Origin of the sequence: Niveibacterium sp. 24ML, assembly GCF_026586805.1 — a bacterium.
Lineage (GTDB): Bacteria > Pseudomonadota > Gammaproteobacteria > Burkholderiales > Rhodocyclaceae > Niveibacterium.
This window is the reverse complement of sequence record NZ_JAPFHA010000014.1, coordinates 1-25,580: the sequence shown is the minus strand read 5'-3', so window position 1 is coordinate 25,580 and position 25,580 is coordinate 1. Positions and strand designations below refer to the sequence as shown.

The 25,580-nt window shown below is 62.7% G+C and carries 21 protein-coding genes and 2 tRNA genes; 18 read left to right on the top strand and 5 right to left on the bottom strand.

Annotated features, from left to right (window positions below; translation table 11 throughout):
- Positions 1-441: 441 nt before the first annotated feature.
- The 6 genes from OPU71_RS12900 to OPU71_RS12875 are packed head-to-tail and all read left to right on the top strand — an operon-like array spanning position 442 to position 9,301.
- The gene (locus OPU71_RS12900) at positions 442-2,646 is read left to right on the top strand and encodes an ABC transporter substrate-binding protein (RefSeq protein WP_267728405.1); all 2,205 of its coding nucleotides are present in this window, start codon (positions 442-444) and stop codon (positions 2,644-2,646) included.
- Positions 2,643-3,620: an ABC transporter permease gene (locus tag OPU71_RS12895; protein ID WP_267728404.1), complete on the top strand. Its 978-nt coding sequence runs from the start codon at positions 2,643-2,645 to the stop codon at positions 3,618-3,620. The genes OPU71_RS12900 and OPU71_RS12895 overlap by 4 nt, the downstream gene beginning before the upstream one ends.
- Positions 3,617-5,074 carry an ABC transporter permease gene (locus tag OPU71_RS12890; protein WP_267728403.1) on the top strand — a complete coding sequence of 486 codons (1,458 nt, stop codon included), beginning with the start codon at positions 3,617-3,619 and terminating at the stop codon, positions 5,072-5,074. The genes OPU71_RS12895 and OPU71_RS12890 overlap by 4 nt, the downstream gene beginning before the upstream one ends.
- On the top strand, positions 5,071-7,095 hold the full coding sequence (locus OPU71_RS12885; RefSeq protein WP_267728402.1) for an ABC transporter ATP-binding protein: 2,025 nt from the start codon (positions 5,071-5,073) through the stop codon (positions 7,093-7,095). The genes OPU71_RS12890 and OPU71_RS12885 overlap by 4 nt, the downstream gene beginning before the upstream one ends.
- Positions 7,096-7,130: 35 nt before the next feature.
- Positions 7,131-8,204 (top strand): THxN family PEP-CTERM protein, encoded by a 1,074-nt coding sequence (locus OPU71_RS12880; RefSeq protein ID WP_267728401.1) that lies wholly within the window; start codon positions 7,131-7,133, stop codon positions 8,202-8,204.
- Between the two features lie 29 nt (positions 8,205-8,233).
- Entirely contained in the window at positions 8,234-9,301 is a 1,068-nt protein-coding gene (locus OPU71_RS12875) for a lysophospholipid acyltransferase family protein (protein ID WP_267728400.1), read from the top strand.
- A 9-nt stretch (positions 9,302-9,310) separates the two neighbouring features.
- Here the strand turns inward: OPU71_RS12875 and OPU71_RS12870 are convergent, their stop codons facing one another.
- Positions 9,311-10,057, bottom strand: a complete 747-nt coding sequence (locus tag OPU71_RS12870) for an arginyltransferase (protein WP_420712380.1) — start codon at positions 10,055-10,057, stop codon at positions 9,311-9,313.
- Entirely contained in the window at positions 10,054-10,776 is a 723-nt protein-coding gene (gene aat / locus OPU71_RS12865; protein WP_267728399.1) for a leucyl/phenylalanyl-tRNA--protein transferase, read from the bottom strand. Before aat ends, OPU71_RS12870 begins: the two co-directional genes overlap by 4 nt.
- A gap of 200 nt (positions 10,777-10,976) precedes the next feature.
- Between aat and OPU71_RS12860 the strand changes: the two genes are divergently transcribed.
- Positions 10,977-12,971 (top strand): M3 family metallopeptidase, encoded by a 1,995-nt coding sequence (locus OPU71_RS12860; protein WP_267728398.1) that lies wholly within the window; start codon positions 10,977-10,979, stop codon positions 12,969-12,971.
- Position 12,972: 1 nt separating this feature from the next.
- Positions 12,973-14,757, top strand: coding sequence for a M61 family metallopeptidase (locus tag OPU71_RS12855; RefSeq protein ID WP_267728397.1), 1,785 nt, complete (start codon positions 12,973-12,975; stop codon positions 14,755-14,757).
- Positions 14,758-14,769: 12 nt separating this feature from the next.
- Here the strand turns inward: OPU71_RS12855 and OPU71_RS12850 are convergent, their stop codons facing one another.
- Complete coding sequence (locus OPU71_RS12850; protein WP_267728396.1) at positions 14,770-15,285, bottom strand: DUF2946 family protein; 516 nt, start codon at positions 15,283-15,285, stop codon at positions 14,770-14,772.
- Between the two features lie 12 nt (positions 15,286-15,297).
- Positions 15,298-16,116 (bottom strand): outer membrane protein assembly factor BamD, encoded by an 819-nt coding sequence (locus OPU71_RS12845; protein ID WP_267728394.1) that lies wholly within the window; start codon positions 16,114-16,116, stop codon positions 15,298-15,300.
- Between the two features lie 76 nt (positions 16,117-16,192).
- Here OPU71_RS12845 and OPU71_RS12840 point away from each other — a divergent pair, with 76 nt between their 5' ends.
- Together OPU71_RS12840 and pgeF are read left to right on the top strand one after the other, a co-directional pair.
- Positions 16,193-17,095: an RluA family pseudouridine synthase gene (locus tag OPU71_RS12840; protein WP_420712382.1), complete on the top strand. Its 903-nt coding sequence runs from the start codon at positions 16,193-16,195 to the stop codon at positions 17,093-17,095.
- Positions 17,092-17,835: a peptidoglycan editing factor PgeF gene (gene pgeF / locus OPU71_RS12835; protein WP_267728393.1), complete on the top strand. Its 744-nt coding sequence runs from the start codon at positions 17,092-17,094 to the stop codon at positions 17,833-17,835. Before OPU71_RS12840 ends, pgeF begins: the two co-directional genes overlap by 4 nt.
- Here pgeF and OPU71_RS12830 read toward each other — a convergent pair.
- A complete protein-coding gene (locus tag OPU71_RS12830; RefSeq protein ID WP_267728392.1) occupies positions 17,804-18,016 on the bottom strand; it encodes a hypothetical protein in 213 nt (70 codons plus the stop codon). The two genes, pgeF and OPU71_RS12830, sit on opposite strands and share 32 nt — an antisense overlap.
- 151 nt (positions 18,017-18,167) lie before the next feature.
- On the opposite strand from OPU71_RS12830, the gene OPU71_RS12825 reads away from it, so the two are divergent.
- The 8 genes from OPU71_RS12825 to OPU71_RS12790 all read left to right on the top strand — a co-directional run bounded on the left by OPU71_RS12825 (position 18,168) and on the right by OPU71_RS12790 (position 25,580).
- Entirely contained in the window at positions 18,168-19,907 is a 1,740-nt protein-coding gene (locus OPU71_RS12825; RefSeq protein ID WP_267728391.1) for a PHA/PHB synthase family protein, read from the top strand.
- 205 nt (positions 19,908-20,112) lie between these two features.
- Positions 20,113-20,853: an acetoacetyl-CoA reductase gene (phbB, locus tag OPU71_RS12820; RefSeq protein WP_267728390.1), complete on the top strand. Its 741-nt coding sequence runs from the start codon at positions 20,113-20,115 to the stop codon at positions 20,851-20,853.
- Between the two features lie 90 nt (positions 20,854-20,943).
- Positions 20,944-21,684: a beta-ketoacyl-ACP reductase gene (locus OPU71_RS12815; RefSeq protein WP_267728389.1), complete on the top strand. Its 741-nt coding sequence runs from the start codon at positions 20,944-20,946 to the stop codon at positions 21,682-21,684.
- Between the two features lie 120 nt (positions 21,685-21,804).
- Positions 21,805-22,389 carry a polyhydroxyalkanoate synthesis repressor PhaR gene (phaR, locus tag OPU71_RS12810; RefSeq protein WP_267728388.1) on the top strand — a complete coding sequence of 195 codons (585 nt, stop codon included), beginning with the start codon at positions 21,805-21,807 and terminating at the stop codon, positions 22,387-22,389.
- Positions 22,390-22,504: 115 nt separating this feature from the next.
- Positions 22,505-23,848 (top strand): 30S ribosomal protein S12 methylthiotransferase RimO, encoded by a 1,344-nt coding sequence (gene rimO, locus OPU71_RS12805; RefSeq protein WP_267728387.1) that lies wholly within the window; start codon positions 22,505-22,507, stop codon positions 23,846-23,848.
- A 45-nt stretch (positions 23,849-23,893) separates the two neighbouring features.
- On the top strand, positions 23,894-25,300 hold the full coding sequence (locus tag OPU71_RS12800) for an FAD-binding oxidoreductase (RefSeq protein WP_267728385.1): 1,407 nt from the start codon (positions 23,894-23,896) through the stop codon (positions 25,298-25,300).
- Between the two features lie 101 nt (positions 25,301-25,401).
- Positions 25,402-25,477, top strand: a tRNA-Ala gene (locus tag OPU71_RS12795).
- A 30-nt stretch (positions 25,478-25,507) separates the two neighbouring features.
- Positions 25,508-25,580, top strand: a tRNA-Glu gene (locus OPU71_RS12790).

Sequence of the window (25,580 nt, the reverse complement as noted above, 5' to 3'; positions counted from 1 at the left end):
AGTGAAGTCCGGCCCGATAGGGGGTCTTATTGTCACGCACCATTTGGGCGCAGCACTGGCAACTGATCGAGTTGAGTGCGCGGTGCCGCGATGCGCCAAGGCAGGCACCGGTTTTGCGCGGCGGGCAATCGCGGAGCGCTTGGGTGGGGTCTGTGTTGATTTTGTTGCGCTCTGCGATTCAGTTTATTGATTTTGTTGCGCAAATGCAGGCTGAGCTGAGGGTTTGTACTAGCGTTGGGTGGTTTTCGGCACAGAACCTGCTTTGAGTTTGCCTTTCGCGACTCGAACACGATTGTGCATGTGCAAGTCTGGAAGGTGGTGTGCGGCGCGTCCGCACGAGTGGTGCCCGGTTTTCGGGCGGCGTGAATCGGTACGTCCGAAAAGCTGTTGCAGCCCTGCGGACGACGACACAAGACAAATTTTCCAAGGGCTGATTCGTCCATGAAGACCATGCGACAAATGGCGGCTGCCACTGCGGCTGCGATTGGCGCCTTGTTGCTTTCGGCGTGCGGGGATGTGCTCAACAACCCGTATCCGAGTGCCGACAAGGGCAAGAAGATCATCTACGAGTTCTTCAATGAACGCCCCAAGCATTTTGACCCCGCCTCGTCGTACAACGAGGGTGAGGCCTACTACACCTATCAGATCTACGAGCCGCTCTTTCACTACCACTACCTGAAGCGGCCCTACACGCTGGAGCCCAACGTGGCGGCGGCGATGCCGACGGTGACCTACCTTGGCAAGGATGGTTCGGTTCTGAGCGCAACGGCGAAGGCGGAAGACATTGCCGAGTCGGTTTATGAGATCAAGCTAAAGCCGGGCATCGTCTATCAGCCGCACCCGGCCTTCGCCAAAGACGAGAAGGGCGCCTACCGCTACTTCGATCTGGATGACGAGAAGCTCGGCGCGCGTCAGCAGATTACGGATTTCGAGTTCACCGGTACGCGTCCGCTAAGCTCCGAGGACTACGCTTATCAACTCAAGCGCATGGTGCGCCCCAAGCTGTACGCACCGGCGGCCGAAGTCTTCAAGGTCATCATCGGGCTCGACGAACTGGACCACCAGCTTGCCGCCGATGCCAAGGCCGGCAAGATCAACCCGGACGGCTGGATCGATCTGCGCGAGTACTCGCTCGCCGGCGTTCAGACGCCTGATCCGCTGACGCTGCGCATCCGCACCAAGGGCAAGTACCCGCAGTTCATCTACTGGTTGGCAATGACCTTTGTGGTCCCGATGCCCTGGGAGGCCGAGCGCTTCTTTGCCCAGCCGGGCATGGCCAAGCGCGAGCTGACGCTGGACATGTGGCCGGTGGGAACCGGGCCCTTCATGATGACGCGCAATGAGCCCAACCGGCTGATCGTGCTCGACAAGAATCCGAACTACCGGCACGACACCTATCCTTGCGAAGGCGAGCCCGCTGACAAGGCGCGCGGCCTGCTCGACGACTGCGGCAAGAAGCTGCCGCTGGTCGACTCGGTGAAGTTCATCTATGAGCGGGAGGCGATTCCGTTCTGGAACAAGTTCATGCAGGGTTACTTCGACCAGTACGCTTCGACCAAATTCGCGGGCCTTGCGAGCTTTGATTCGGCTTTGCAGTTCCAGAGCGGCGGTCTGCAACTGACCGACTCGATGAAGGCCAAAGGCATCACCATGCTGACCGAGGTGGAGCCTTCGGTGCAGCACTTCGCGATCAACATGCTTGACCCGGTGGTGGGCGATGGCGGCCAGTCGGCCGAGGATAAGGAACGCGCACGCAAGGTGCGTCAGGCAATCGGCATCGCTCTGGATATCGAAGAGTATCGCGCCATCATCGGCAATGGCCTGGGCATTGCCGCGCAGGGCCCGATTCCGCCGGGCCTGCCTGGCGTCAAGCCCGGCAAGGACGGCATCAACCCCTACCAGTACGACTGGGTGAATGGCCGGCCCAAGCGCAAGTCGATCGATGTGGCCAAGAAGCTGCTGGTCGAGGCCGGCTATCCCGAAGGGCGCGACGTCAAGACCGGCGAGCCCCTGATCATCTACTTCGATGCGCCCGATTCATTCAAGCGGGAGCGTCTTGAACTGCTCATCAAACAGTTCAAGCGCATCGATATCCAGCTTGTTGCGCGGCTGACTGACTTCAACCGCTTCCAGCAGAAGCATCGCGAAGGCAATGTGCAAATGTACTGGTGGGGCTGGAACGCCGACTTCCCCGATCCGGAAAACTTCTTCTTCCTGTTCCTGACCAAGCAGGGCAAGGTCAAGTATCAGGGCGAGAACACCACGAACTATTCCAACGCCGAGTTCGACGCGCTCTACGAACAGTTCAAGGGCATGGATGTCACGGCCGATCGCCAGCCGATCATTGATCGCATGGTCGAGATCGTGCGCCGCGACGCGCCCTGGTTTGCTGCCTGGCATGACGAGTCCTTCGAACTGAATCACCCGTGGTTTGGCAATACCAAGCCGGGCAAGATCATCAAGGACATCCGCAAGTACCAGAAGGTGGATGTGGAACTGCGTGACAAGCTGCGGGCGGAATGGAACCGCCCGACGATCTGGCCGCTGTTCGCGGTGCTCGCGGCGCTGGCGGCGCTGGTCGCCTTCGGCATTCGCCATTACCGCCGCCATGAAAACGCCCGCGCCTTGCCGGAGGCCCAACAATGATCGCCTATCTGATCCGGCGCCTCTTGTGGGCGCTGCCGACCCTCATCGGGGTGAATCTGCTGCTGTTCGCGCTGTTCTTTGTGGTCAGCAGTCCTGACGACATGGCGCGCGCTCATCTGGGCGCCAAGCGTGTCACGCAGGAGGCGATCGAGAAGTGGAAGGCCGATCGCGGCTACGACAAACCGCTGTTCTGGAACAGTGCGGCGGACGGCTCGGCGAAGTTCACCGACACGATCTTCGTCACCAAATCTGCGCGCATGTTCGTGCTTGATTTCGGCAAGTCCGACGAAGGGCGCGACATCAATCGCGAACTCAAGACCCGTATGGGCCCGTCGCTGGCGCTGGCTTTGCCGGTGTTCCTGCTGGGGCTGTTTGTCGCGATCAGCTTTGCCCTGATGCTCGCCTTCTTCCGCGCCACCTGGATCGACTTTTCTGGCGTGGTGCTTTGCGTGGTGCTGATGTCGATATCCGGTCTGTTCTACATCATCGGCGGCCAGTACATCGTGGCGCGCCTGTGGAGCCTGGTGCCGATTTCCGGTTTCCAGAGCGGGCTTGATTCGGTGCGCTTCCTTGCCCTGCCGGTGGTCGTCGGCGTGATCGCCGGGCTCGGCGCCAACGTGCGCTGGTACCGCGCGATCTTCCTCGAAGAGATTGGCAAGGACTACGTGCGTACCGCACGCGCCAAGGGCTTGTCGGAATCAGCGGTGTTGTTCCGCCACGTACTCAAGAACGGCATGATCCCGATCCTGACGGGTGCCGTGGTGGTGATTCCTTCGCTGTTCCTCGGCAGCCTGCTGTCTGAATCCTTCTTCGGTATTCCGGGGCTGGGCAGCTACACGATCCAGGCCATCCTTGCGCAGGACTTCGCAATTGTCCGCGCCATGGTGTTCATCGGGGCCTTGCTCTACATCCTCGGCCTGATCCTGACCGACATCTCCTACACGCTTGTCGATCCGCGGGTGCGACTCCAATGAAAGACTTCCAGTTCGTCGTCCTGTGGTCGGACGTCCTTTTTGCCGTCCTGATCGCTGCGCTGGTGGCCGGCGTGAGTTTCGCGATGCGTCGCGAACACCTGCGCCGCGCCTGGCGTGGCGTGTTCTCGCGCCCCAGTGCCATGGCTTCCCTGGTGATCCTGCTGTGCTACCTCGCGGTGGCGATCATCGATTCGGTGCACTTCCGCCCGGCGCTGGAGCAGAAGGGCGATCCCGCCGCGGGCGCCAAGGTGGTCTACTCGGTCGAGGTTCGCTCATTGCTTGATGTGGTGCTGGCCGACATGCGCGAGACCTCGGAAAAGTCCTACTCCGAGCCCTTTGCCGCCTACCTCTATGAAAAGCAGGTCATGGAGCAGCCGGACGGCACGCAGAAGCGTGACTACCCGCGGCTCAAGTACGGCGCCGCACACCTGCAAGACCCCGAGAACGAGCGTGCAGCCGATATCGCCGGGCGTCTTGTGAAGGCCTTTGCGATTGGCGCCGCGCTCTGGCTGCTGGCCCTGGCAGTGCTTGCGCGCGGCGTTGGCAAACGGCAGGGCATGGATCTCAAGACTGCGGCGATTGCGATCCTGCGCGGCCGCACCGCCATTGCCTGGGATGGCTTTGCCTGGGCCTTGCTCGTGGTGCTGCTGTTTGGCAGCGCGCTGTTCACCTTGTCGGGCCCCTACCATGTGTTCGGCACCGATGCCACCGGCAACGACGTGCTCTACCAGACCTTCAAGGCGATGCGCACCGCGCTGATGATCGGCACCCTCGCCACGCTGGTGGTGCTGCCGCTGGGCATCGGCCTCGGGATTGCCGCCGGCTACTACGGCGGCTGGGTGGATGACGCGATCCAGTACATCTACACCGTCATCAGCTCGATCCCCTACGTGCTGCTGATCGCCGCGGCCGCGCTGATGATGCAGATGGTGATCGAGGGCCGTTCCGACCTCTTCGACACCGCCGCCGCGCGGGCGGATGCCCGGCTGGTGTCGCTGTGCGTGATCATCGGCGCGATTTCCTGGACCACGCTGTGCCGCTTGCTGCGCGCCGAAACCTTCAAGCTGCGCGAGCTGGACTATGTGCAGGCCGCGCGCTGTTTTGGCGTATCGAACCTTCGCATCATGCTGCGCCACATCCTGCCTAACGCCTTCCACATCGTGCTGATCACGGTGGTGATCGAGTTCTCGGCGTTGGTGCTGGCCGAGGCGGTGCTCTCCTACGTGGGCGTGGGCGTCGACCCCACCACCTTTAGCTTTGGCAACATGATCAACAAGGCACGCGGCGAGCTGGCGCGTGAGCCGGCGATCTGGTGGTCGATCACCAGCGCCTTCGTCTTCATGGTGAGCCTGGTACTGGCCGCCAACCTTTTCGCCGATGCCGTGCGCGATGCCTTCGACCCCCGAGCCCTGACGCCGCTGCGTCGCCGCCTCCGCTTGGGAGCCGCCAAATGAGCCAGAACCAGAACAAGACCGTGCTATCGCTGCGTGAGCTGTCGATGCACATCGACAGCGAGCGTGGCCTGGTGCGCGCGCTCGATCGCGTGAGCTTCGACATTCGCGCCGGCGAAACCTTTGCGCTGCTGGGCGAATCGGGCTGCGGCAAATCGATGACTGCGCTCTCGCTGATGCGCTTGCTGCCACCGGGCGGGCGCATTGCCGGTGGGGCGGTGCAGATGGGCGAGCGCGACCTGTGCGGCCTCACCGAAGCGCAGATGCGCAAGGTGCGCGGCGGCGACATGGCGATGATCTTCCAGGAGCCGGGCACCAGTCTCAACGCGGTGCTCACGGTCGGCCAGCAGATCGGCGAGGTGCTCGACATCCACCGTGGCCTCAAGGGCGAGGCCGCGCGCACCGAGGCGGTCGCGCTGATGAAGCAGGTCGGTATCCCCGACCCGGAACGGCGCCTGAGCGAGTACCCGTTCCAGTTCTCTGGTGGCATGAAGCAGCGCGTGATGATTGCGATGGCGCTCGCCGGCAAGCCGAAGCTCCTGATCGCCGACGAACCGACCACCGCGCTCGACGTGACGATCCAGGCGCAGGTGCTCGACCTGATGGCCGATCTGCAGCGCGAGCAGCAGATGGCGCTGATGCTGATCACGCACGACCTCGGCGTGGTGGCCAAGATGGCGCATCGCATCGGCGTGATGTACGCCGGCCACCTGATCGAAGAAGCGCCGCGCGAGCGTTTCTTCACCAAACCGGCGCACCCGTATTCGGTGAAGTTGTTCGAAGCGCTGCCGGAAGGGCACCGCAGTGCGGGCAAGCTGGCGACGATCCCCGGCTCGGTTCCGCCGCTCACCACCGATTTCGTCGGCTGCCGCTTTGCCGAGCGCTGTCAGCACGCGTGGGACCGCTGCCGTGGCGAACTGCCCGCGTGGCACGATCTGGGGGATGGTCAGCGCGTTCGCTGCCACCTCTACGACGCTGCCGAGCAGGGCCGCAACGCGAACAAATCCGGCGCCAAGGTGCAGGAGGCCAAGCCTGAAACCCGCAGCGGTGACACCTTGCTTGAGGTGAAGGCGCTGCAGGTGCACTTCCCGATCAAGCGCGGTGTCTTCCAGCGCACGGTGGGCCATGTCAAGGCGGTCGACGGCGTGAGCCTGACGCTCAAAGCGGGCCGCACGCTGGCCCTGGTGGGCGAGTCGGGTTGCGGCAAAACCACCGCCGGCAAGGCGATCCTGCGTTTGATCGAACCGACCGGCGGCAGCGCCGCGCTGGGCGGTGCCGACATCGGCGCGCTGGATGGCGCCGCGCTGCGGGCCATGCGCTCGAAGATGCAGATGGTGTTCCAAGACCCGTTCGGTTCGCTCAACCCGCGTCTGCGTGTCGCCGAGATCATCGACGAAGGCATGGCTGCGCTGGGCATCGGCGGTGATCTGGCGGCGCGGCGCGACCGCATCCTGCAGATCATGCAGCAGGTGGGGCTGCGGCCGGAGATGGCCGATCGTTATCCGCACGAGTTCTCCGGTGGCCAGCGTCAGCGGATTGCGGTGGCGCGGGCGCTTGCCGTGTCGCCGCAACTGATCGTCTGCGATGAGCCGACGTCGGCGCTGGATGTGTCGGTGCAGGCGCAGATCCTCAATCTGCTGCAGGAGTTGCAGTCGGAGCTTGGGCTCGCCTTCCTCTTCATCACCCACAACATCGGCGTGGTGGAGTACCTCGCGCACGATGTGGCCGTGATGTATCTGGGCCGCATCGTGGAGCAGGGCAGTGCGGAGGAGGTGCTCAAATCGCCGCGCCATCCCTACACCCAGGCCCTGCTGGCCGCTGTGCCGCGCGCCGACATCCATGCGGAGGCTGGCGATGCGTCGGTCAAGCCGGTGAAAGGCGATCTGCCCTCGCCCTCGAATCCGCCGCAGGGTTGCCATTTCCACCCGCGCTGCCCCCAGGCAAGCGATGTGTGCAAGCAGGCCTATCCCGAGGCCCGCAAGGTCTCGGAAACGCGGGTCGTGAGCTGCCACTTTGCGCAGTAAAGGGCAAAGCGGTTGAGCAGTCAGAAAGGCGCCTGGTGGCGCCTTTCTGCATTCTGGCCGTCACAAACCGGCAGCGCGCGTCGGTGTTTTTTACTGTTTTACGCCGTGTGCCTTGTTGTCATAAAAAGCTACTGGATATTCATGAGCTTGGACTTGTGGAACGCCTGATGCTTCACCTTGGGTGGGGATTCGGTAGTTCAAAACGGGAGGGTGTCATGGAACGAAAACACCAGTTGTTGGGCGGAATGGCCCTTGCAGGGCTGTGTCTCGCTTCCGCGCCTGCATTCGCAGCGCCAATCTCGAATTGGGGCTTTACAACGGATTCAGGCTTCATTGCCTATCGCGATACGAACAACAGCACCGCCGGTATTACCGGCAGCGCGGCCAATTCGCGCCTGAGTGGCGAGAACGGTTTGATCAATCTGCAAACCGGCGGCACCTATGACTTTTCGACCATTGGTAATGTCTATTCGCGGCTGACCTGGGGCACGCCGGCGGGCCCGGGGGGGAGCTCGTCGCTGTCGGTCGGTGCTGCGACAAATGGTTCGGTCAGCGGCCAGCTCGCCACCAACGGGGCTTCGGTGCAGACGGTGAGTGTCGTGCACAACAACTTCCCGATCTATGCGCCGTCATTGCGCAGTGCCACGCTGTTCAACATCTTGAAGCTCGATCCGCTGGTGCCAGATCTGCCGGCATTTGATGCGCCGGCCTTGATGTTCGCGATCCACTTCCTTGAAACCGATAACGATGGGTCTTGCGAAGTGCAGAGCCCGACACCGTGTAACGACATCTTCGTTATCGACGTGGCGGGTGCCGGTTTCAATCCGCTGGACAAGACCTTCAATCAGACCTTCGAGTACGCGGGCAGTGGTTTCTATAACGCCAAGCTGAAGATTGAAGGCGTGGATCTGCTGAGTGATGCGGCGTGCGGCGCAGTGGGTGTTGCAAACGGCTGTATCGGCTTTACGACCGTTGAGAGCCAGACGAACACCTTCGATGTGCATTTCGAGATCACCGACAAGCCGTTCGAAACGCCGGAACCGGCGTCCTTGGGCCTCCTCGGTGCAGCGATGGCCTTGCTTGCCTTCAGCCGTCGGCAAATCGCCTGAGCGGTCGCGCAGATGAAAACAGCGGGCAAATGCCCGCTGTTTTCGTTTGCCGTGCTGGCGGCAGCGGGCTGCCAATTGTCCTGGCCGCCGGCTTGACCCGCGCGGCGTCAGGCAACAGACTTCTGCTCCCGTTGCGTTGCAGTGCGGCGCGCCGGTTTGAGCAAACTTCCGTGGACCTGACTGTGGCGAAAAAGAGCAGCCCCCGTGCTTTGTGGCACCCAAAATTCTGGCCGGCATGGTGTGGTGTGTTCGTGCTTTATCTGCTGTCGTTTCTGCCGCTGGGGGCGAAGCAGCATGTGGGCGCCTGGCTTGGGCGATTGACCTTTCGCGTCTGGGGCGGTCGGCGGAAAGTCGCGCTACGCAACCTCGAAGTCTGTTTTCCTCACTTGGCGCCCACGGAACGTCGCGCGCTTGCCGAGGAGAACTTCGTTGCCTGCTTGCGCGGAGCGCTTGAAACCCTGCACGCCTGGTGGCGTGACATGAAGCCGGGTTACGAAAAATCGGTGGTGCTGGGTCTGGAGCATCTGCGCGCTGCCCAGGCGGAGGGGAAGGGCATCCTGCTGATCGGGGCACACTACAGCATTTTCGATTTTGCGCTGCCCCTGATCGCCCATTACCTGAAGAAACCGGGTTACATGTACCGGCCGAACGACAATCCGGTGATCGATGGAATGATCGAGCGTGGCCGTCGGCGCCATGGCATCACCGGCGCGTTCACAAAGCGACAGACGCGGCAGATGCTGAACTTCCTGCGCGATGGGGGCGAGGTCTGGTATGCCTGCGATCAGGACTTTGGAAAGTACTGTGACTTGTTTGTGCCCTTCTGCGGGGTGCCGGCAGGCGTGATCAGCGCGCCGAGCGGGATCGCGCGGGAATCGGGCGCCAAGGTGATTTGTGTCAGCCATCTGCGCCTGCCCGACGGCCGCTACGAGATTGCGTTCTCTCCGGTGCTGGAGGGCTTTGGCGTGGATAAGCAAGCCGATGCCGAAGCCTGGTGCGGCTTCCATGAGGCCGCGGTGAAGCGCCACCCTGACCAGTACTTGTGGCTGCACAAGCGCTTCAAGACGCGCCCTGCGGGCGCGCCGCCCATCTACTGAGCGCAGACGCTAGCCAAGCGTTTCGAAGTCATGCGCGGTGAGTTCGCGCCAGAGCCCTTCGACGCGTCCTTCCAGCGGGCGAAAACGCGCTTTGTAGTTCATCTTGCGGCTTTCGCGAATCCAGTAGCCCAGGTAGAGATAGGGTAGTCCGCCGCGTCGGCAGGCTTCGATTTGCCAGAGCACCGCGTATGTCCCAAGGCTTGCGGATTCGAGTTCGGGCTCATAGAAGGTGTAGACGCTCGACAGGCCGTCGGTGAGGCAGTCGACGATGCTCACCATGCGCAGCACATCGCCGTCGCGGAATTCGATCAAGCGGGTGTCGATGTGGCTTTGCAGCAGGAAGTGCGAGTACTGCTCGCGGCTGTCCTGATCCATCCCGCCGCCTGCATGGCGCGAGGCCTGATAGCGTTGGTAGAGCTGGTAGTGCTCGTCGTTGAAGATCAGCGGGTGTTCTGCCGCGGTGAGACCGGCATTGCGCGCGAATGCGCGGCGCTGGCTACGGGCGGGCGCGAAGCGTTCCACCGGCACCCGTACCGGCACGCAGGCGTGGCAGGTATCGCAGTGCGGGCGGTAGGTGAACACGCCGCTGCGGCGAAAGCCATTGCGCAGAAGGTCGCTGTAAAGCGGGGTGTCGATCATGTGGCCAGGCGTGGCCACTTGCGAGCGTGCGATCCGGTCGGGCAGGTAAGAACAGGCGTAGGGCGCCGTTGCGTAGAACTGCAAGAACGCGTAGGGAAGATCCTTTAGCAGCGTCATGGTCGCGCGTATCCCCAGTCTATGTCCTGCATTCGCGTTGCGGCCCACCGAGCCGGAGCCTGCTGCGTGACGGCATGTTGCTCAAGCAGGTGGACGAACGCGTTTCGCGCGATTTCCGTGGCGCCGAGTGACGCCAGGTGCGCGGTGTTCATCTGGCAATCTATCACCGTGAAACCGCGCCGTTCAAGATCCTTGACCAGGTGGGCAAGCGCCACCTTCGATGCGTCGGTACGCCGCGCAAACATCGATTCGCCAAAGAACACCTGCCCGATTGCCATGCCGTACAAGCCCCCGACCAGTTCCTCGCCAATCCAGCTTTCGACGCTGTGCGCCCAGCCAAGTTCATGCATCCTGCAGTACGCGGCGTGCATTTCTGGTGTGATCCAGGTGCCCGCGCCTGGCTCGCGTGGTGCGGCGCAGGCGGCCATGACGGCAGAGAAGGCGGTATCGCAACGGACTTCGAAGGCCCGCCGTCGCAGGGTGCGTTGCAACGAGCGGGATATCTTGAATGCCGAGGGCGCCAGCACCATGCGTGGATCGGGGCTCCACCACAGGATCGGGTCGTCGCCCGAATACCACGGGAAGATGCCGCGCCGGTAAGCGGCCAGCAGCCATTCCGGCTCCAGCCTGCCGCCAGCGGCCAGCAGGCCGTTCGGGTCGCGCATCGCGCATTCGAGCGGCGGGAAGCTCGGGGTTGCGTCATCAAGCCAATCGATCATGCCGCAGGCGTCTGTGCAGTTGGACGGCATGAGTATAGGCGGTGCGCGATCACGCGCAGCGCTCGCCGCGATGCGTCGCCAATTTGCATGCGGCTGCCGCGGCTGCGAAGGATGCAAAGGGTGTCGACCCTGCATCATGACAGGCTGCAAAAACTACGGCTGGCGCAGGTGAAACCGCGTCACGGAACCAGGAGTCTTGAATGCGAATCGTATTGGGTGGCCTGTTGCTGGCACTGGGGGCGGGTATGGCGGTCTCGGCTTCAGCCGCAGCGCCGGCACAGCTGCGGGGGGCATTTGACATCCCGGCAGGGGAGCAGATCCCGGCGCGTTGCGAGGCGACACTGCAATCGCTGCGCGCTCATGTGGCGGCGCTAGAGGCGATTCCGCCGGGCAAGGTGTCCGCGACGACGCTGCTCGCGGGCTGGAACCGCTTCATTCTCGACGCTTACGCGATCGCCGGCCCGCTGGGCCTGGCGGCGGAGACGCATCCCGACAAGGCCACGCGTGCCGCCGCCGAGGCGTGTACGCTGAAGCTATCCGCCTTTGACAGCGAATACCTGCAAAGTGAGGCACTGTTCCGTGTCGTGAAGGCCGCACAAGGCAACGATGCGATTGAACGCAATGCGCTCTCACGCATCCTTGAAGACTTCGAGAGCCGCGGCATCGGTCTTGCGCCGGAGCGCCGGGCCCGCCTGCGCGAGATCTTTGCGCGCATCGATCTGCTCTCGCAGGAATTCAATCGCAACGTTCGCGATGCGAGCACCCAGCTTGCCTATTCTGCCCAAGCACTCGAAGGCGTGCCGGCGAGTTACCTAGAAAGGCTCGCCAAGGATTCCAATGGCAACTACCTGGTCGGCCTCGACTATCCGGACCGCGACGCGGTTCTCGTCAATGCGCGCAGCGAAGAGACCCGGAAGCGCTTCTTCATCGAGTTTCAGCGCCGCGGCGGCGAACGGAATCTGGCCATCCTGAACGAGGTGAATGCCCTGCGTAAGGAGCTGGCAGCCTTGTTCGACCAGCCTAGCTTTGCCGCCTGGCAACTGCGCACCAGCATGGCCGGATCGCCCGCAAGCGTTGATCGATTCCTCGCCGACATGCAAAACGCGACCAAGGAAATCGAGTTGGCCGACATCGCATTGCTGCGCGATGCCAAGCGCAAAGCCACCGGGCAGGCCGATGCATCACTGGCGCGTTGGGATGTCGATTTCTACGACAACCTGCTCAAGCGCGAGCGCTTCTCGGTTGATCCGTCCGAGGTGCGCAAGCATTTCCCGACCGAGCCCACCGTCGCATGGCTGCTCGATGTCAGCAGCCATCTCTACGGGCTCAAGTTCCGCCCCAATGCCCAGTTGCCGCGCTGGCATGACGATGTGCGCGCGTACGACGTGATCGACGGGCGGACCGGGCAGTACCTGTCGAGCTTCTACCTCGATCTGTTCCCCCGCGATGGCAAGTACAAGCACGCTGCGGCGTTTCCGGTACGCCCGGTCAGCCTTGCGGCCGGCTCGACGCCGGTCTCGGTGATGGTGAGCAACTTCTCGCGCGACGGCTTCAACCAGGATGAAGTGGAGACGCTTTTCCACGAGTTTGGCCACATCCTCCACGGCGTGCTGTCGCAGACGCGCTATGCCATGGAAGCGGGGACCGCGGTGCGGCGGGACTACGTTGAATCGCCTTCGATGATGTTCCAGGAATGGCCGTGGCGGCCGGAGGTGACGCGGCGCTTCAGCATGGCCTGCGCAAGCTGCAAGCCGATCGACGCCAAGCTGATCGCCCGCCTGCAGGCCGCAAGCCATTTTGGCAAAGGCTTCTGGTTCGCGCGGCAGAACTTCTACGCCCGCTTCGACATGGCACTCGCGGGCCCGCAGCCGGGTGAGGCTCTGGCCGTGTGGCGCACCCTCGAAGCGCAAACACCGCTGGGCACTGTCGATGGCACGATGCCGCCCGCCAGCTTTGGCCATCTGCTTGGGGGCTATGCCGCGGGCTACTACGGTTACATGTGGTCGATGGCGATCGGGCTCGACATGCTGACCGCGTTTGGCAAGGACGCGATGAACCCGAAGGTTGGCATGCGCTATCGGCAGACCATTCTTGAGCGTGGCGGAGAAGTGCCGCCGGCTGAGCTGGTGGAACAGTTCCTTGGCCGCAAGCCCGACAACCGCGCGTTCTTCTCGCGTATCGCCGGAAAGCGCTGACATGGCTGCCGTGCAGAGTGTGCGTTACACGATCACGCCGGCTGATCCGGCTGCTCACATTTTTGAAGTGTCGCTGGAAGTCGATGCGCCGGTGGCGGGCATGCAGTTTGTCTTGCCGGCCTGGATTCCCGGCAGCTACATGGTGCGCGAGTTCGCGCGCAACATCGTCTGGCTGAAGGCCGACTGTGACGGGGCGCCCGTCGGCATCGAGAAGACTGACAAGCACACATGGGTGCTCGGGCGCGTGCCGGCGGGGGCGAGGCGGGCGGTGTTGCGTTACGCGGTGTACGCATGGGATCTCTCGGTCCGCTGCGCGCACCTGGATGCTTCGCACGGGTTCTTCAACGGTACGCAGGTGTTCCTGCGCGTGGCTGGGCGTGAATCGCTGCCGCATCGTGTGCGGATTGATGCCCCCGCGGGCGTGCGCGACTGGACCGTCGCGACAAGCCTGCCCGAGGCCGCCGGCAAGGGCGGCGCCAAGCGGCGCGGTTTCGGCTGGTACGAGGCGCCGGACTACGATGCCCTGATTGACCACCCGGTCGAGATGGGGCCCCTGAGCTGGGTGAGCTTTGATGTGCGCGGTGTGCCGCATGACTTTGCGATCAACGGCCAGCACGACTGTGACATGTCACGCTTGGCGCAGGATGTGGCGCGTGCCTGCGAGGCCCAGTGTGCCTTGTTCGGCGATGCGCCACCGCCTTTCGGGCGCTATGTGTTCATGCTGACCGTGGTGGGGGAGGGCTACGGCGGCCTTGAACACCGCGATTCGACCGCGCTGCTCGCCTCGCGCAATGATCTGCCCTTCGTCGGCATGAAGGATACGAGCGAGGCTTACCGGGGCTTTCTGGGCCTCTGCAGTCACGAGTACCTGCATGCCTGGCACGTCAAGCGGATCAAACCCGCAGCATTCGTGCCCTACGATTTGCAGCAGGAGAACTACACCCGCCTGCTGTGGCTCTTTGAGGGCTTCACGTCCTACTACGACGACCTGGCCCTGGTGCGCGCCGGCTTGATCAGCCGCGATGCCTACCTCGGCTTGCTGGCCAAGACGCTGGGCGCAGTTCGCCGCGGCAGCGGCCGCCAGGTGCAATCGGTGGCGGACTCGTCTTTCGATGCCTGGATCAAGTACTACCGGCAGGACGAGAACGCGCCTAACGCGATCGTCAGCTACTACGCGAAGGGTTCGCTGGTTGCGTTGGCGCTGGATCTGGCCATTCGCGCCAAGAGCGCCGGCGCCAAGTCGCTGGACGACCTGATGCGCTTGCTGTGGTCGCGATACGGCGATGGGTCCGGCCTTGCAGAGGATGCGCTGCCTGGCTTGATCCGTGAAGCGACCGGGGTGGATGTGTCGCGCCTGCTGCGCCAGGCGACCGAAGGCTGTGAGGACTTGCCGCTTGAGAAGCTCTTCAAGCCCTTCGGCATCACGCTTGGTTGGACAGCCGAGAGCGAAACCCCGAGCGTCGATGCCAAACTGGTGGCCGATGGCGAATCGGTGAAGTTCGCGCAGGTGTTCTCGGGTGGTGCCGCGCATCGGGCCGGGATCTCTGCCGGCGACTTGCTGGTTGCGCTCAACGGTTTGCGGGTAAAGGCCGGTGGGCTGGAGGCTCGGCTTGGCCGGATGCGCGCTGGCGACGTTGTGCGCATGCATTTGTTCCGTCGCGATGAACTGTTCGACGTAACGCTCACCTTGGCGCCGGCGTCGCAGACCAAGGCTGCGCTGAGCGTGTCGGCCAAACCGGCGCCCGCTGCGCGCAAGCTGCTCGGGGACTGGCTCGGTCAGGCTTGAGTCTGGCCTGAATCAGGGGCGTGGCTGCGGGTCGAACCCGAATCGACCGGCAACCTCGCCTGAGGCAATCGGCGCGACAGGTAATTCGCGGCCGCCGAAGCTCAGGCTGCCGCGTTGCAGCGTTTCATCAAGCGTGAAGGCCTCGGCCAGTCGGGAGAGATCCTGACTGGCGAGTACGCCAATGCCGAGGTCGGTTTCGAGCAGGGCCAGGCCGGCCTCGTCAATCCACACAGCCATCTCTGTGGCCGGCAGGCCAGTGTGGCTGACGAACGAGGGCAGGGCTGGTGACAGCCTGAATACCCACGGCGTGTAGTCCAGATCAACGAAGACCCGTTGCGGGCCGTTCTGGAAGAACCAGCGGCCCGCCGCGTCGTTCAGGTAGTTTCTGCCGATGAATTCGGCAAAGCCGGCGTGGGTGACGATCTCGCCTTGCAGGCGCCAGCGACCTTGCCTATCGAGTGAGAGCCAGCCATGGCAGGCGGGTACATCCGGCCAGCGGGCGAGCGACCGGATGACCGCCGCATCCATCCCGCCTGTGCCTTACCAGATCCGCCACCAGGGGCGCTTGGCGGGGCTCGGATCCTTGTTGTAGGGACTTTGCGGATAGTTGAGCACCAGCACGCGGCGGGTGTCGTCCGCCAGATCCTTCATGTTGAGCTGGTCGTAGCTGTAGATCATGATCGCCAGCGCTTCTTCCACCGAGGGCGAGTTGGGGAAGTTCTTGATCGTGGTTTGCGCGCGATTGGCGGCTGCCAGGTAGGCGCTTCGCTTCTGGTAATAGCGCGCGACATAGATCTCGTGCTTTGCAATCGCATTGACCAGATAGGCCATGCGCACGCGTGCGTCTTCCGCGTACTTGCTGTTCGGGAAGCGGGTGACCAGCTCCTTGAACGAATCGAAAGAATCGAGCATCGCTCGCGGATCGCGCTCCGAGAGATCCTGCATCGCGATCACGCCCATCACGCCTTCGTCGTCGTTGAAGGTAATCAGTCCCTTCAGGTAGTAGGCGTAGTCGACGTTCGCATGGTTCGGATGCAGCTTGATGAAGCGTTCAACTGCCGCGAGTGCCTGCGCCGGCTCCTGCGCCTTGTACCAAGCGTAGGCAATGTTCAGCTGGGCCTGTTGGGCGTAGCGGCCGTAGGGGTACTTGGCTTCGAGCTGTTCGAAAAGGCCGACAGCCTTCGGGTATGAGCTGCCTTCAAGCAGGCTCATCGCCTCGGCGTAGATTTCTTCGGCCGGGCGCTGGTCGATCTTGCCGCCCTTGTCAGAATCGAACCAGGAACTCATGGTCGAGCAACCGGCGACCGAAACCAGAAGCAGCAGGCTTGCGGCTACACTACGCGCTCGCAAAAACGGCATCAAAGCACCCGTGGATAAACAAAGCGCTGATTATAGCGGAAGCCCTGAGTTCGACCTTGTTGATGAGCCGCTGCGCTTGCTGGTGGTGCCCTATGGCGAGGCTGGAAACCGCATTGACCAAGTGCTTGCAAGGCTGATACCGGAGCACTCGCGCAATCGCCTGCAGGGCTGGATTCGCGAAGGGCGCCTGACGGTTGACGGCGAACTGGTCACCGACCCCAAACGCAAGATGCGCGGACTTGAGCGGCTCGAGTTGACCGAGTCGGCGCCCGAAGAGGTGGTGGCCCAGGCGGCGGAGGCGATTCCGCTGGATATCGTGTTCGAAGACCCCGACATCCTGGTGATCAACAAGCCCGCCGGTCTCGTGGTGCACCCGGGCAGCGGAAACTGGAGCGGCACCTTGCTCAATGCCTTGCTGCACCATGCGGAAGACGCCCGTACCCTGGCGCGCGCCGGCATCGTGCACCGGCTGGACAAAGACACCAGCGGGCTGATGGTCGTGGCCCGCAATGAGCTGGCGCAGACCGATCTGGTTCGCCAGCTCCAGGCGCGAACCGTCAAGCGACAGTACTTCGCGCTGGTTCGTGGCGTTGTTGCGCGCGATCTTCACGTGGATGAGCCGATCGGCAGGCACCCGACGCAGCGCACGCGCATGGCCGTTGTCGGTAGCGGGCGTGAAGCGCGGACCCAGGTGCAGGTGCGCGAACGATTTGCGCGTTGCTCGCTGGTCGAATGCAGTCTTGAAACCGGGCGCACGCATCAGATCAGGGTGCACATGGCGCACCTCGGGCATCCCCTGGTCGGCGATACCTTGTATGGCGGCAGTCGCGGCGAGCCGGCCTTCGGGCGGCAGGCGCTGCATGCGTGGCGGCTCGGATTGATCCACCCGCGCACCGGTGAGGCGATGGCCTGGGAGTCACCGCTGCCGGCGGACATGGCAGGGCTCATCTCGGCTTTGCGTGCAGCGGGGCCGCAATGATCCCGCTGATACGGCCCGATTGGCCCGCGCCGCCTGCGGTGCACGCGTTCTTCAGCACTCGCAAGGGTGGCGTCAGCCATGCGCCCTACGATCAACTCAACCTGGGTACGCATGTCGGCGACCGTGCCGACGATGTGATGCGCAATCGTTCGCTGGTGCGCGCCTTGCTACCAGCCGAGCCGGCGTGGCTGGAGCAGGTTCATGGCATTCAGGTGGTCAGGGCGGATGCGGCTGACGGGCGATGCGCGGATGCTTCTGTCAGTGTCGCAGAGGGGGCGGTCTGCGTCGTCATGGTGGCGGACTGTTTGCCGGTGCTGTTCTGCGACCGCCGTGGGCGGGTGGTTGCGGCAGCCCATGCCGGCTGGCGCGGCCTGCTTGGCGGCGTGCTCGAATCCACGCTGGCGGCGATGCAGGTGCCGCCCGGGGAGGTGCTTGCCTGGCTCGGGCCGGCGATCGGGCCTGTGCAGTTTGAAGTGGGGCCGGAGGTGCGTGATGCCTTCGTCGCGCACGATGCGCGCGATGCGATGCACTTCCGTACCGGGCTGGGGGATCGATGGCTGGCTGATATCTTTGCGCTTGCACGTGCCCGTTTGCTGCGCGCGGGTTTGGCGGCGGGGGCGGTTTCGGGGGGCGGGGTGTGCACCGTGAGTGATCCGGAACGCTTTTACTCCTACCGCCGCGATGGCGTTTGCGGGCGCATGGGGGCGTTCATCTGGCTTGATCCGGGTGCTCCGGGTTAGCGGCTTCGGCGCGTTCGATCGCCTCACGTTTGCGGCGTCGTGCGCCTGACCCGGTGATCCAGAGCAGGAGTGCGAGCGGCAATGTGAAACCAAGAAAAGTCAGGATGCCGCCAATGATTGATTGCGCCCCGGCAGCCGCCATCAGCGCGACGTAGATCCAGGCAATTGCAACGATGTACATGAGTTCGTCATCCGGTTTGATCGGGCGCAAGCGCGACCATTGCGCGCTTGACCTTGTGTTTTGTGCAGTGCAAAAATCGGCGGAAAGCCGCGCCACGCCTAGCTGCCTGAGCCGCTAAGCCCTTCGGTGCTCACCTGATTTGGAGAATGCAATGACGGTTTCAAATCAACAGCCTGGCTTTGACCCGGCCGTCTGGCTCAAGGCCGGGCAGGGCATGATGCAGGGCATGTTCGATTTTGTCTCGCGCCAGCAAGAAGCGCTCAAGCAGGCCGGCATCAAGATCGCCCCGCTCGACGCAGCAGCCGAAGACACCCAGCCCTTGGCAAAGCTCCAGCAGGAATTGGCTGAGCAGCACGCGAAGTTGTGGGCGGGCATGCTGGCGCGCAAGCCTGACGAAGCCTACGAGCCACTGGTGGCACTCAATGCCGATCGGCGCTTTTCCGCATCGGTCTGGGGGCAGAGCCCGGTATTCGATTACATGCGGCAGGCTTACCTGATCAATGCCGACTTCCTGACCCGTGCGGCAGATGCTTTGCCGGTGGCCGACCGTCATGCGCGCAGCCGTTTGCAGTTTCTGGTGCGCCAGTATGTTGAGGCGATGAGCCCGGCAAACTACGCTGCGACCAACCCGGAGTTCATCCAGAAGGCCGTTGAAAGCAAGGGCGAGAGCATTACCCGCGGCATTCTCAACATGGTGGCGGACCTGGAAAAGGGCCGTATCACCATGACTGACGAGAGTGCGTTTGAAGTGGGCCGCAACCTTGCGGTTACGCCCGGTGCTGTCGTGTTCGAGAACGAACTCGTCCAGCTGATCCAGTATTCGCCCCAAACCGCCAAGGTTCGCCAGCGGCCGCTGCTGATCGTGCCTCCCTGCATCAACAAGTACTACATCCTGGATCTGCAGCCGGAGAACTCTTTCGTTCAGTACGCGGTGTCGCAGGGCATGACGACCTTCCTCGTGTCCTGGCGCAACCCGAAGGATGCGCAGGGGCGCCTCACCTGGGACGACTACATCGAGCAGGGCGTGCTCCGTGCAATTGAAGCGGTGCAGGACATATCCAAGTGCGAGAAGCCGAACATCCTCGGGTTCTGCGTCGGCGGAACGCTGACCGCCAGCGCGCTGGCGGTTGCGGCTGCGCGCGGTGAAGTGCCGGTCGAGAGCTTGACGCTTCTGACGACACTGCTCGATTTTGAAGAGGCGGGCGATCTGGCCTGCTTTGTCGATGAAGCCAGCGTTGCCACGCGTGAAAACACCATTGGCAAGGGTGGCTTGCTGGCAGGGCGTGAACTGTCCAGCGTGTTTTCAGTGCTGCGCCCGAATGACCTGATCTGGAACTACGTGGTCGACAAGTACCTCAAGGGCAACCTGCCGCCCGCGTTCGATCTGCTTTACTGGAACTCGGACAGCACAAACCTTCCCGGCCCCTTTGCGGCCTGGTACCTGCGCAACATGTACCTGGAAAACAACTTGCGCACGCCCGGGCGTCTTTCGATGTGCGGTGAGGCGGTCGATCTGGGCAGGGTCGCGTGTCCGCATTACATCTTTGCCACGCGTGAAGATCACATCGTGCCCTGGCGTTCGTCCTACCACGGGCGGCGCTTGCTGGGCGGCGAGTCGACCTTCGTTTTGGGTGCCAGCGGACACATCGCCGGCGTCATCAACCCCGCGGCCAAGAACAAACGCAGCTTCTGGGTTGGTGACAATCCGACCGCGGTGGCCGAGGAGTGGTTCGCCACGGCGAGCGAGCAGCGCGGCAGCTGGTGGCCACACTGGATCGAATGGCTCAAGGCGCGCAGCGGCGATGAAGTGCCTGCGCCCAAGCGGGCCGGAGATCGCAAGTACAAGGAAATCGAGCCGGCCCCAGGCCGGTACGTAAAAGAACCCGCCTGAGACGGGTTTGCAGCAGACCGCCCGATGCGCAAGAGCGGGGTGCATCGGGTTGCGAGCCAAAACCAGCCCGCAAGTGGTCGTCACGGACATCGTCCGCCGGCCGCGCCATCCGGCAGGGTGATGATCGCGTCGTCACCGGGCTGTTGTGGGCGCGGCGCTGTGCGCCGTTGTGCTGGGTCGCCCCATCACAGACAGGAGAGGAACAATGGTTCGAGTTGCACTGATTACCGGTGGCATGGGCGGCTTGGGGGAGGCGATCTGCATCAAGATGGCTGCGCTGGGCTATCACGTGGTGACGACGCATTCGCCGGGCAATTCGAAGGCGCATGACTGGATTCAGACGATGAACAACATGGGCTACGGCTTCAAGGCCTATCCGTGCGATGTGTCGGATTTCGAGTCTGCGAAGGCGTGCGTTGCCGCCGTGACCAAGGACATCGGCCCGGTGGATGTACTCGTCAACAACGCCGGCATCACCCGCGACATGACCTTCAAGAAAATGACGAAGGCAGACTGGGATGCGGTGATCCGCACCAACCTCGACAGCGTCTTCAACATGACCAAGCAGGTCATGGACGGCATGGTCGAGCGCAAGTGGGGCCGAGTGATCAACGTGTCGTCGGTCAACGGCCAGAAAGGCGCATTCGGCCAGACCAACTACTCGGCCGCCAAGGCCGGCATGCACGGCTTTACCAAGGCTTTGGCGCTTGAGGTATCCAAGAGTGGCGTCACGGTCAACACCATCAGCCCGGGCTACATCGGCACGAAGATGGTGACAGCGATTCCGCAGGAGATCCTGGATTCGAAGATCCTGCCGCAGATTCCGGTCAGCCGCCTGGGCAAGCCGGAAGAAATCGCGGGTCTGGTGGCCTATCTCGCTTCGGACGAAGCGGCCTTTCTGACCGGCGCGAACATCTCGATCAACGGTGGTCAGCACATGTTCTGACCCGTCTGCACGCACGCAGACGTCGATGCGGCGCGGCCTCTGTGCCGCATCGACGAAACAGGTTCTATAACCGAGGCAAAGGAAGCAATCATGTCTAGGAAAGTCGCCCTGGTGACCGGGGGTATGGGTGGGCTCGGCACAGCCATTTGCAAGTCGCTGCACAAGAACGGCTTCAAAGTGATCGCCAACTGCTTGCCCGGGCTTCCGGGCAGGGATGAATGGCTCGCGAAGACGCGCGCCGAAGGTTTCGACTTCGAGCCGGCCGACGCGGATGTGGCTGATTACGAGCAATGCGTGGCAATGGTTCGCAAGATCGAAGCTGAATTTGGCCCGATCGATGTGCTTGTGAATAACGCCGGCATCACCCGCGATTCGATGTTCCGCAAGATGGACAAGGGGCAGTGGGATGCGGTGATGTCCACCAACCTGGACAGCGTGTTCAACGTGACTCACCCGATCCTCGCGGGGATGGCCGAGCGGGGCTGGGGGAGGGTGATCAACATTTCGTCGGTCAACGGCGTCAAGGGGCAGTTCGGTCAAGCGAACTATTCCGCAGCCAAGGCCGGCATCCTGGGTTTCACGAAAGCGATCGCCCAGGAAGTCGCAAAGAAGGGTGTAACGGTCAACGCAATCGCCCCGGGTTACATCGGCACCGAAATGGTCATGGCGATCAAGCAGGAAGTGCGCGATCAGATCGTTGCGACGATTCCGGTCGGCCGTCTGGGTACCCCGGAGGAAATCGGCGATCTGTGCTCTTTCCTGGCATCGGATATGGCGGGTTACATCACCGGTTCCACGATCAACATCAACGGCGGTCTGCACATGGTTTGACGCGCTGCACAGCGAACCAAAAGGGCTCCCCGAAAGGCGGAGCCCTTTTTCGTTGTGCAGTGCTATACACTACGGCGCACAATAAAAAGACCGATTCGAAAAACCAGGGAGGAGACCGCCATGACCCAGCTCAGGCTTATCAAGAAATACCCGAATCGACGCTTGTACGACACCCGCACCAGCTCCTACATCACCCTCGCGGATGTGAAGGAGCTGGTCGTCACGCAGGAAGGTTTTCAGGTCGTTGACGCCAAAACCGGCGAAGACCTCACCCGCAGCATCCTGTTGCAGATCATTCTCGAAGAAGAGTCCGGCGGTGCGCCGATGTTCACCGTTGATCTGCTCTCGCAAATGATCCGTTTCTACGGTAATGCGATGCAGGGGATGATGGGCAAGTACCTGGAAAACAACATCCACGCATTCACCGACCTGCAGGCAAAGCTGCAGGAGCACGCCAAGTCGATCTATGGCGAAAACAACCCGATGAGTCGTGATCTGTGGACCCAGTTCCTCAATTTCCAGGGGCCGGCGCTGCACAGCATGATGGGTGCCTACATCGATCAGAGCAAAAAGATGTTCAGCCAGATGCAAGAGCAGGTCGAAAGCCAGACCCGCAATCTCTTCTCCGGCTTCCAGTTTCCGAACTTCACGCCCCCCGGCCAGCCGGTGCCCGGTGATCAGGACAAGACGCCGCCGAAGGGCTAAACTTCCGCCCTTTCGCGAGCCGCCCAACGGCCTCTCGATGCGCGGGTTGCTGCGCGCGGGGGGCCGTAGTCATTGCTGGGGCGGCAAGCAGCAGACTTCCGGTTAGGCCCCGAACATGAAAAGCAAATCCCACACGCCCACCGTTGGCTTCGTATCACTCGGCTGCCCCAAGGCGACGGTCGATTCCGAGAACATCCTCACCCGGCTTCGCGCCGAGGGTTACGACATCTCGGGCAGTTACGACGGTGCGGATCTGGTCATCGTGAACACCTGCGGCTTCATCGATGCTGCCGTTGAAGAATCGCTCGACGCGATCGGCGAGGCGCTCAACGAAAACGGCCGCGTGATCGTCACCGGCTGCCTTGGCGCCAAGAAGGATTCGGCCGGGCAGGGCATCGTCGAGCAGGTGCATCCCAAGGTATTGGCTGTCACCGGTCCGCATGCAACCGAAGAAGTGATGGGTGTGGTGCATCAGCACCTGCCCAAACCGCATGATCCGTTCATCGATCTGGTTCCGCCGCAGGGGATCAGACTGACGCCGCAACACTATGCGTATTTGAAGATCTCGGAAGGCTGCAATCACCGCTGCAGCTTCTGCATCATCCCGTCGATGCGCGGCGATCTGGTGTCACGACCGATTGGCGAGGTCATGAAGGAAGCTGAGGCGCTGGTCGATGCGGGGGTCAAGGAGATCCTCGTCGTCTCCCAGGACACCAGCGCCTACGGCGTCGACGTGAAGTACCGCACCGGCTTCTGGGGTGGGCGCCCGCTCAAGACAAAGATGTACGACCTTTGCAACGCGCTTGGCGATCTTGGGGTGTGGGTGCGTTTGCACTACGTCTATCCGTACCCCCATGTCGACGACATCATCCCTTTGATGGCCGAAGGGAAGATCCTGCCGTATCTGGATATTCCGTTCCAGCACGCCAGCCAGCGGGTGCTCAAGGCCATGAAGCGGCCAGCGAGTGCCGAGAACACCCTTGAGCGGATTCGTCGCTGGCGCGAGATCTGCCCCGATCTGACGATCCGCAGCACCTTCATCGCCGGCTTCCCGGGCGAGACCGAAGAGGACTTCAACGAACTGCTTGACTGGCTCTCCGAGGCGCAGCTCGACCGCGTGGGCTGCTTCTCGTATTCCCCGGTCGAGGGCGCCACTGCGAACGCCTTGCCGGGCCAGGTGCCGGACGAAGTTCGCGAGGAGCGTCGCGACCGCCTGATGCAGCATCAGGAGGACATCTCGACGCAGCGTCTCGAGCGCATGCTCGATCGCGAGATCACGGTGCTGGTTGATGAAGTGGATGAAGATGGCGCCGTTGCCCGTTCGATGGCGGATGCGCCGGATATCGACGGCCTCGTGATCATTCCGGACGGTGTCGACCTGGAGGTGGGCGAGTTTGCCAAGGTCCGGGTCACCGATGTCGATGTGCACGACCTTTACGCGCAACTCATTACAGATTGATTCCGCTCCGAACGCCCCGTACCGGGGCGTTCTGCATTGGTGACCATGAAACCCATCCTCGATCGCCTGATTGAAGCGCTTGGCGCGCGCCATGTGCTTGTTGACCCGGTCGATCAGGTGCCCTACCTGAACGACTGGCGCGGTCGCTATCACGGCCGCGCGCTTGCCGTCGTGCTGCCGGGTAGCACCGATGAAGTGGCGGGGGTGCTTCGTGTCTGTGCCGAGTTCGGCGTGCCCGTCGTGCCGCAAGGCGGCAATACCAGCCTCTGCGGCGCTGCGACACCCGATGAAAGCGGCTGTGCAGTTGTATTGGCGCTGCGGCGGATGAATCGTGTCCGCGCGCTGGATCTTGCCAACGACACCATCACGGTCGAGGCTGGCTGCACGCTTGCGCAGGTGCAGGCCGCCGCTCAGGCGGCAGGGCGCCTTTTTCCCCTGGCGCTTGCGTCGGAAGGCTCCTGCCAGATCGGCGGCAATCTCTCGACCAATGCCGGCGGTGTGCAGGTCCTGCGCTACGGCAATGCGCGCGAGCTGACGCTGGGCCTGGAGGTTGTGCTCGCAGATGGCAGCGTCTGGAATGGCTTGCGCGGGTTGCGAAAGGACAACACCGGCTACGACCTCAAGCAGCTCTTCCTTGGCGCAGAGGGCACCCTCGGGGTCATCACGGGGGCGGTGCTCAAACTCTTCCCCCAACCTCGGAGTGTGTGCACTGCCTGGATCGCGCTGCCAAGCGCGGATGCCGCAGTCGCCTTGCTGGGTGAATGCCGCGCGCGCTGCGGCGAGCGCCTGAGTGCTTTCGAGCTGATGAGCCGCGAGACCTTCGAGCTGGTTCTGCGCCACATCCCCGGGGCGCAAAATCCCTTGCGCGAGGTGCCGCCGTGGTCACTGCTGATCGAGCTGACCGACGCGCAGCCCGAAGCAGGCCTCGAATCTTTGCTTGAGCGTGTGTTGGCCGATGCGATCGAATCCGGACGGGTTCTCGATGCGGCGATTGCCATGTCTGAGACGCAGCGTGTTGCAATGTGGTCGTTACGTGAAAACGCCTCGGAAGCCCAGCGCCACGAGGGTGTCAGCGTCAAGCATGATGTGTCGGTACCGGTGAGTCGCATTCCCGAGTTTCTCGCCTCGGCAGATGGTGCGTTGCGCCAGGCGTTTCCCGGCATCCGGATTGTTGCGTTCGGGCATGTTGGCGACGGCAATCTGCACTACAACTGCTCCAAACCCGATCAGGGCGACAACGCGGCGCTCTTGGCGGTGCGGCAGGATGTCACGCGGATCGTGCATGACCTGGCGCATGCGCTGGGCGGTTCCATTTCGGCCGAGCATGGCATCGGGCAGCTCAAGCGCGAAGAGATCCGCCGATACAAATCCGATGTTGAACTTGATCTGATGCGGCGGATCAAGCGCGCGCTCGATCCGGCTGGCCTCATGAATCCGGGCAAGGTCATCTGAGCCTGCAGTGCGAATGCGCCGGCGCGGTTGGCCGATCAGCGAGTGAAAAACGGGGTTGACGGAGCGGGAAGGGTAGTCTAATATCTCATCTCTTTCGCGGCGGGGGTATAGCTCAGCTGGGAGAGCGCTTGCATGGCATGCAAGAGGTCAGCGGTTCGATCCCGCTTACCTCCACCAAACAAGCTGCGAAAGTAGAAGTTGTACCGGGTCCCCATCGTCTAGAGGCCTAGGACACCGCCCTTTCACGGCGATAACCGGGGTTCGAATCCCCGTGGGGACG

Coding starts and splice junctions, on each gene's coding strand:
- rimO (WP_267728387.1), top strand. CDS start 22,505: ATGAAAAGCAAATCCCACACGCCCACCGTTGGCTTCGTATCACTCGGC.
- OPU71_RS12900 (WP_267728405.1), top strand. CDS start 442: ATGAAGACCATGCGACAAATGGCGGCTGCCACTGCGGCTGCGATTGGC.
- OPU71_RS12855 (WP_267728397.1), top strand. CDS start 12,973: ATGGCTGCCGTGCAGAGTGTGCGTTACACGATCACGCCGGCTGATCCG.
- OPU71_RS12870 (WP_420712380.1), bottom strand. CDS start 10,057: ATGACGCTGCTAAAGGATCTTCCCTACGCGTTCTTGCAGTTCTACGCA.
- OPU71_RS12850 (WP_267728396.1), bottom strand. CDS start 15,285: ATGGATGCGGCGGTCATCCGGTCGCTCGCCCGCTGGCCGGATGTACCC.
- OPU71_RS12800 (WP_267728385.1), top strand. CDS start 23,894: ATGAAACCCATCCTCGATCGCCTGATTGAAGCGCTTGGCGCGCGCCAT.
- OPU71_RS12895 (WP_267728404.1), top strand. CDS start 2,643: ATGATCGCCTATCTGATCCGGCGCCTCTTGTGGGCGCTGCCGACCCTC.
- phbB (WP_267728390.1), top strand. CDS start 20,113: ATGGTTCGAGTTGCACTGATTACCGGTGGCATGGGCGGCTTGGGGGAG.
- OPU71_RS12875 (WP_267728400.1), top strand. CDS start 8,234: ATGCCCGCTGTTTTCGTTTGCCGTGCTGGCGGCAGCGGGCTGCCAATT.
- phaR (WP_267728388.1), top strand. CDS start 21,805: ATGACCCAGCTCAGGCTTATCAAGAAATACCCGAATCGACGCTTGTAC.
- OPU71_RS12890 (WP_267728403.1), top strand. CDS start 3,617: ATGAAAGACTTCCAGTTCGTCGTCCTGTGGTCGGACGTCCTTTTTGCC.
- OPU71_RS12885 (WP_267728402.1), top strand. CDS start 5,071: ATGAGCCAGAACCAGAACAAGACCGTGCTATCGCTGCGTGAGCTGTCG.
- OPU71_RS12860 (WP_267728398.1), top strand. CDS start 10,977: ATGCGAATCGTATTGGGTGGCCTGTTGCTGGCACTGGGGGCGGGTATG.
- OPU71_RS12845 (WP_267728394.1), bottom strand. CDS start 16,116: ATGCCGTTTTTGCGAGCGCGTAGTGTAGCCGCAAGCCTGCTGCTTCTG.
- OPU71_RS12825 (WP_267728391.1), top strand. CDS start 18,168: ATGACGGTTTCAAATCAACAGCCTGGCTTTGACCCGGCCGTCTGGCTC.
- aat (WP_267728399.1), bottom strand. CDS start 10,776: ATGATCGATTGGCTTGATGACGCAACCCCGAGCTTCCCGCCGCTCGAA.
- OPU71_RS12815 (WP_267728389.1), top strand. CDS start 20,944: ATGTCTAGGAAAGTCGCCCTGGTGACCGGGGGTATGGGTGGGCTCGGC.
- pgeF (WP_267728393.1), top strand. CDS start 17,092: ATGATCCCGCTGATACGGCCCGATTGGCCCGCGCCGCCTGCGGTGCAC.
- OPU71_RS12830 (WP_267728392.1), bottom strand. CDS start 18,016: ATGTACATCGTTGCAATTGCCTGGATCTACGTCGCGCTGATGGCGGCT.